The sequence below is a fragment of the Vibrio fujianensis genome (assembly GCF_002749895.1).
Classification (GTDB): domain Bacteria; phylum Pseudomonadota; class Gammaproteobacteria; order Enterobacterales; family Vibrionaceae; genus Vibrio; species Vibrio fujianensis.
Genome location: NZ_NBUS01000054.1, coordinates 584911 through 591830 on the forward strand (window position 1 = coordinate 584911; position 6920 = coordinate 591830).

The window sequence follows — 6920 nt, forward strand, 5'->3', positions numbered from 1 at the left end:
CCAGCTAAAGCGGCGACCATGCCCGCCATGGTGGGCAATGTTGCTAATGAGATACCAGAGGCCATTAATTTAGGATTACTACTGCCCTGGGTAGCCATTACATCAAAAACAGAAATCATGCCTGTTACCGTACCTAATAATCCAAGCATGGGGCAAATAGCCACCAACACTTTGATCATACTTAAATATTGAGTGAGTTGAATGTGCGCTTGTCCTATCCATCCTGAACGAATAGCGTGCGCATACCATGAATGCTGATCGCTGCGCTCATGCCATTGCGCGATCCATTGCTTACGCTGTTGAGGAAAGATAAAGGCCAAATAAATAATACGCTCGATAACCAACAACCAGCACATTGCCACAACCGCCGCTAACCACCAAAGTACGGCCCCCCCCTGAGCCATAAACTCAGAAAGAGGTAGGAAAAAGCTTGGTAAGGAAAATAATCCATCAGCTTGATTCATATGAACTCCTTACGCAGCATGACTGATAACTTTTTTGGCATCGTTATTCATACTTTCACGTTCGGCTTGCTCAGCAACTAAGCCAATTCCTTGTTTTTCTAAAATGATACGAATATTTTCGGCCTGCGAACTCAAAATATTGTGCGCCAGCAATAGAGGCATTGCAGCCACTAGACCTAACACGGTGGTCACCAGTGCCATTGATATTCCCCCTGCCATCACTTTAGGATCACCATTACCAAATTGGGTGATGACCTGAAAAGTTTCTATCATCCCGGTTACCGTCCCGAGTAACCCTAACATCGGAGCTAATGCGGCCAACAGCTTGAGCATAGAAAGGCCTTTTTCTAACCCGGCTTGCTCATCCACCACAGCTTCCAATAAACGCAGTTCTAACGCTTCGACACTACGGGTTTGCTCTTTGTCATACACCGAAAGCACCCGACCCAACGGATTATTGCCTATATGATGAGGCGTCTTGAGTTGCTGCTGAATTTTTTGTCGTGCTACCGCAAGCGTCACACCTCGGTAGATCGCAATGATCAATCCAACACCTAACAAGAACAAAATGATTTTACCAATCACACCACCAGCTTCGAACCGTTGCTGTAAGGTAGGAGCAAGCGCAAGCTGCTCCAATAATAAGCCGCGAGACGGATCCAGTAGGACGTTTGCCATTCCCCCTTGCACGAGCGTTTGTAGCGAGGCATAACTCGGCCCATTATCGGGTTGCTGCTGATACGCAACCGCATCTTGACGCTGATTATGCCAACTCACATAGCCTTGCTCAGTCACAAGACCTAACGCTCCTAAGCGAATCGCATTCACTTGCTGTTGATGACCTTCCCCATCAATAAACGCAATCGATGCTTGGCTCACTTCACCACTAGCGATGATCTGTTCGTTCATTGCCTGCCATAATCCCACTAATTGCTTCATGGAAGGGAGTGATTGAGCGGCCACAATGGCTTTTACAATTGGAGCATAATGCTGGCGATCAACCCCTGTCACGGAAGCCATTTGTATAGCTTGTAATTCTTTAGCATTTTGACGAACGACACCGAAAATTTCTCCTAAACTTCCGGTTTCAAGACGCAGCTTTTCTTCCAAACGGGCCAGACTGTTTTCATTTTTGCTAAAACGCGTTGATAATGTATCCACTTCATTTTGTAAGCGATCTCGCTGTGCAAGGAGTGCATTTTTTTGTTCTCTTAATGACTGTTCCGTTTTTAAAAAACCAGCTTCGCGTTGGGTGTCTTGCATACCTTGCACCCGATTTTCTGTCTGCGCTTTTTCAAGTAAAACCGTATCAGCGTAAATGGGAGAAATGAACGCACTAGTCAGTGCTAAAACAGTAATATAACGGATAAGTTTCATTGAGTTGCCTCCGCCGCCGTCAGTGAAACTGGTAAGTTGAGTAATGTTGGAGCAATTTGCTGATAGGCCAGCTGATAAGCGGTATCAATGTCACCTTTGATACCTGAAGGTAATGGTTGCCAGTGCTTACTGTGTTGATCCCAAGACCAATAACGAGTGCCATTCAAATTACGAGCAACTAAAGAAACACGGCCTAAATAGAGAATATCTGCCTCAATCCGATCCTGATCGCTGAGATCAATCGTGCCTTGATAAACACCAAGTTTTGAACCGTAATCCATTTCAATCTGGTAGGCTTCTAAAATACGGCGATATTTCTCTGCATCACTCACGTCGGCACGAGACATAAGTAACTGTAAGCGAGCTAAGCGCTCTTGACGGGCAGCAAGACGAATCGGTTTATCTTCCGTGATGATTTTTTCTAATCCATCAATCATTCGATACATCAATGGCACAATTCCTTGGCGAGTTTGATGTATTTCTGTCATCTGCTCTTCCAGATTACTCATTTCCATTTCTTGGCTAACTACCAAAGCGGATAAGTGATCTCGATAAATAGTGAGGTTGTTTACTTCTTCATTTAACCGTTCAATCTCAGCTTGGAGCGCTAATGTTTCAGCCGAGCTTTTATCAATTTTTTTCTGGCTAACGGCTGAGTGGTTATTGGTCCGGTTTTGTATCGCTTTCGCATCATCCAGTGTACTCGCATAAGAAGGCAGCACGGACACCACTGAAAGCAGTATTAGGCTGGATTTTATCAAATTCATCATCATCATCTGTTACCAAGAAAGAATGCTGATATGTTATTGATAAAAGCTCTCATTATCAACTGTATTTTAGCGGGTTCGCTGTTTTTAGGTAATAGGTTAAGATCGACTATCGACTATCGACTATCGACTATCGACTATCGACTATCGACTATCGGCTTCGAACTGAAGAATGTGCGTAATGATCCCCGCAAGTGGACTCACATGCTGTGCTGCCCCCAGCGCGATGGCTTCTTTTGGCATACCAAATACCACGCAAGTCGCTTCATCTTGAGCCACCGTCTTTGCTCCGCTATCCAGTAGAACTTTAAGCCCACGGGCACCATCATCTCCCATGCCCGTCATAATGATGGCCAAAGCATTTTTTCCAGCTTGCTGAGCGGTAGAGCGAAATAAGACATCCACCGATGGTTTATGACGGTTCACTGGTGGGCCATCAAATACCTCGACTTTATACTGTGCTCCGCTTCGAACGAGCTTAGTGTGTTTTCCTCCAGGAGCAATCAAAGCACAGCCTGGCAATACACGATCCCCCGTTTTAGCTTCACTGACACTAATTTGGCATAGGTTATTGAGCCGTTCTGCAAACATTGCGGTAAATTTCTCTGGCATATGTTGGACAATCACAATCCCAGGCGAATGCGCCGGTAAACGGGTCAACACATACTCAAGCGCTTGTGTGCCACCGGTGGAGGTTCCTATCACAACAATTTTTTCGCTGCTTAATAATGCATTAATCGAAGGTGTTGGCCCATTTTTTGTGACCGTTGATGACGGACGAGCAAGCTGAGTTTGACGCGGAGTAAGTAAATTTTTTAGTTGTGCTTTAGCCGCCGAACGGACAGCTTGTAGTACTTGGTTGGTGCTCTCTTCAAGAAAGCCTTTTAAACCCACTTTAGGCTTAGTTATGATAGTTACCGCCCCAGCTTGTAACGCATCTAAAGTAATTTGCGCGCCTTGCTCAGTTAGTGTAGAGCAGATAATCACCGGAATGGGACGTTCTGCCATCAGTTTTTTTAGAAAGGTAATACCATCCATCCTTGGCATCTCAACATCTAAAATCATGACATCTGGCCACGTTTGCTGCATTCGTTTCATGGCAAAAATAGGATCTGCCGCCGCAGGTAATAGTTCGATATCCGGCTGTCCCGATAACATTTGACTGAAAACCTGTCTTACAACGGCCGAGTCATCAACGATCAACACTTTAATTTTTTTATGCGTCATCGCATTTCCTAATCAATTCATCCATTCCATACCCTTCCTACTTGAAGCTGCAGGGGGTGTTGGCTACGTTCTTTCACCCCAATCACATAGCCAGTCTATGCTCATGGGGATTCACTCACTTGCCGCCTACCTGCAACTTCAAATTGTTTGGGTATAATCTCTAAACTTTTTGATAGATAGAAGGCGAGATCAGCGTCAAAGAAGAACGAACAGACTGTAACGTCTCTGCGTGTCCAATAAATAGGTATCCACCGACATTAAGCTGGCGTTGAATATTATCAATCACTCGCTGCTTAGAACGCGCATCAAAATAGATCATCACATTACGGAGTAAAATAAGGTCAAAATGACCAAAACGCGCTAAGTTATCTTGCAAATTGACCGCCTGAAAGCTCACTTTTTCACGCAACGCTCGGCTCACTTTAAACCCATTCGCTTTGTCACCAATCCCTTTAAGACAATACTTTTGTAAATAATGTAGTGGAATATTGGCACTTCGGCTCAGTGGATAAACACCATGTCTCGCCACATCCAAAACACGGCTACTGATATCAGTGGCTAAAATTTGCCAAGGATGACAATAGTGCTCCATTAATAACATCGCCAATGAATAGGCTTCTTCACCAGATGAACTAGCAGCACTCCAACAACGAAGAGAGCGATCAAGGTATTGAGGAAGAATCTCTTGTTGAATAAACGAAAAATGAGCTTCTTCACGAAAGAAATAGGTTTCATTAGTTGTCAGCAAATCAATAACAATTTGTTGTTCAGCTTTTTGAGCCGGGCTTTCTACTGATGAGGTAAAAAAGTTAAAATAAGCATCCCAATCCGCTAATCCAAGATGCTGAAGACGCGATCCCAATCGGCCAATCACTAGCGATTTTTTACCATCGTGGAGATAAATACCGGCTCTCTCATACAACCAACGTTGATAACGCACAAATGTTTGGTCAGATAAGTGATGCGATAGATAACATTCTGGATAAACCGATTCAAGAAACGGCATAAGAAGCCCCTCTATTCTACCAGGTGACTAACTCGTTAGTCACCTGCTCAACCATGGCGAGTTCCTCGACCGATAAGACTTTATCTTCCGCGAGGATGATGACAAAGTTATCCTGTAACTGACCCATTGCACGGATAAAGTCGATACGAATTTGGCAACTAAAAGAAGGTGCCGCTCTTAGATCTAAACCCGGTATATCAATGACTTCAGAAACACTGTCGACCAAAACCCCCAAATCTTGACGCTGAGTCTCTGTTTCTACCTCAATAATTACAATACAAGATCGTTTGGTAATCGGCTGAGCTTCAATATGAAAACGGTGTGCAAGGTTAATCACCGGCACAACTTCACCGCGAAGGTTGATGACGCCTTGAATAAATTTAGGCATTCTCGGAATCGGGGTAATTTTCCCATACTCCAAAATCTCTTTGACGTTCAGAATGGCAAACGCATACATTTCACCGTTCAATAAAAACGTTAGATATTGCTGGTCATTCGCCTCACCATTGGGAGTTACCGCTAATGCAGTCATGTTAACCTCCTAAAAACGAACATAATCGGCATCATCATCAATCAACGTTGATGTTTCGTGTTGCTGTTTTACGGGTTGCTTATTCAGTTTTTTACTGGTGTGGACTTCACGCGACGCGTCGGTGGTAAAAAACGTCATCAATTGTTGCAGTTGTTGTGCTTGGCTACTCATTTCTTCCGAAGTTGAAGCTAACTCTTCTGATGCCGAAGCACTTTGCTGAGTCACGCTGTTAAGCTGCTCCATCGCTTGATTTATTTGTGAAGCACCGGTTGCCTGCTCCATTGAGGCGGCATTAATTTCTTGAACTAAGTCGGCTGTTTTTTGAATGGATGGTACAATTTCTTCTAGCAGCTCCCCGGCTTGTTCAGCTAATGCGACGCTATTTTTGGCGACCTCACCGATCTCTTGTGATGCGACTTGACTACGTTCGGCCAGTTTACGGACTTCAGCCGCCACAACTGCAAATCCTTTTCCATGCTCACCTGCTCGGGCAGCTTCAATAGCCGCATTTAAAGCTAATAAGTTTGTTTGATAGGCAATATCATCAATAATACTGATTTTTTCCGCTATTGATTTCATCGCCGCGACCGTTTGTGTGACCGCAGCACCACCATCTTGTGCTTCTTTTGCTGCTTTACTCGCAATACCATTGGTTACTTTGGCATTTTCAGTATTTTGAGCAATTGAAGCTGACATTTCTTCTATGGAGGAAGTGGTTTCTTCGACACTAGCCGCCTGTTCGCTCGCGCCTTGGCTTAAGTTTTGCGCGGTTGAAGAAACCTGTTCTGATGCTGAAGCTAAGGCATTACTTGCACCATTCACTTCACCCACTATTTGTGAGATTTTTTGCACCATCTGCTGCATTGCCAGCAATAATCGGCCCATTTCATCTTTACTGGTTACTTCAATACTGGCGGTCAAGTCCCCTTTTGCCAACTGTTGAGACAGCCGGACTGCGCTTTCCAAAGGACCACAAATTCCTCGAATAATGACAATACCGAAACTTAACGCCAGTATCAGGCCAACCACGATTGACGATATAGAGACTATGCGCAACGTATCGTAAAGTAATGTTTCTCTTTGGTATTGGTTAGCTGACTCTTTGATTTGAAGTTCAATTAACTGTTCGAGCACTTGGGCGACTGGTGTATATAACGGGCGAACTTTATCTCCCGCTAGCGAGGTAGCCGTCTCGATATCATTGGCTCGCAACGCTACTAAGGTGGGTTCAATCGCTTGAGTGATAAAAGCTTTATTGTCTCGTTCAAACTGGCTTACTAAACGTGCTTCTTCTGCGGTTAAGCTCGTGTTCGCATATTTCGACCAATTCTCGTTTATTATTTTTAAATTACTTTCCACTAATGCAACTTGCATCGCGATATTTTCTTCATCGGGCACCAGTTGAGCAAACGCTAATGCAATACGATTACCCAAAAAGCGAGCTTTAATATCTCCCAGTTGGCCGATAGGAATGGTTCGGTCTTGATAGACATGTTTTAATCCATCAACCATTTTTCCCATCCCGTACAACCCTGCTGCGCCGATAC

7 protein-coding genes are annotated in these 6920 nt (G+C 44.3%); all 7 read right to left on the bottom strand.

What is annotated here, in order from left to right; translation table 11 throughout:
* Positions 1–464, bottom strand: a 464-nt coding sequence (locus B7C60_RS15790) for a MotA/TolQ/ExbB proton channel family protein (RefSeq protein WP_245869583.1), incomplete at its 3' end; no start/stop codon positions are given.
* Between the two features lie 9 nt (positions 465–473).
* On the bottom strand, positions 474–1841 hold the full coding sequence (locus B7C60_RS15795; protein ID WP_099612466.1) for a MotA/TolQ/ExbB proton channel family protein: 1368 nt from the start codon (positions 1839–1841) through the stop codon (positions 474–476).
* Positions 1838–2608 carry a DUF3450 domain-containing protein gene (locus tag B7C60_RS15800; RefSeq protein WP_170887229.1) on the bottom strand — a complete coding sequence of 257 codons (771 nt, stop codon included), beginning with the start codon at positions 2606–2608 and terminating at the stop codon, positions 1838–1840. The genes B7C60_RS15795 and B7C60_RS15800 overlap by 4 nt, the downstream gene beginning before the upstream one ends.
* Positions 2609–2752: 144 nt before the next feature.
* Positions 2753–3835 (bottom strand): protein-glutamate methylesterase/protein-glutamine glutaminase, encoded by a 1083-nt coding sequence (locus B7C60_RS15805; RefSeq protein ID WP_099612467.1) that lies wholly within the window; start codon positions 3833–3835, stop codon positions 2753–2755.
* 160 nt (positions 3836–3995) lie between these two features.
* A complete protein-coding gene (locus tag B7C60_RS15810) occupies positions 3996–4841 on the bottom strand; it encodes a CheR family methyltransferase (RefSeq protein ID WP_099612468.1) in 846 nt (281 codons plus the stop codon).
* A gap of 16 nt (positions 4842–4857) precedes the next feature.
* Positions 4858–5373 carry a chemotaxis protein CheW gene (locus tag B7C60_RS15815; protein WP_099612469.1) on the bottom strand — a complete coding sequence of 172 codons (516 nt, stop codon included), beginning with the start codon at positions 5371–5373 and terminating at the stop codon, positions 4858–4860.
* A gap of 9 nt (positions 5374–5382) precedes the next feature.
* A partial coding sequence (locus B7C60_RS15820; RefSeq protein ID WP_245869585.1) for a methyl-accepting chemotaxis protein occupies positions 5383–6920 on the bottom strand: 1538 nt, incomplete at its 5' end.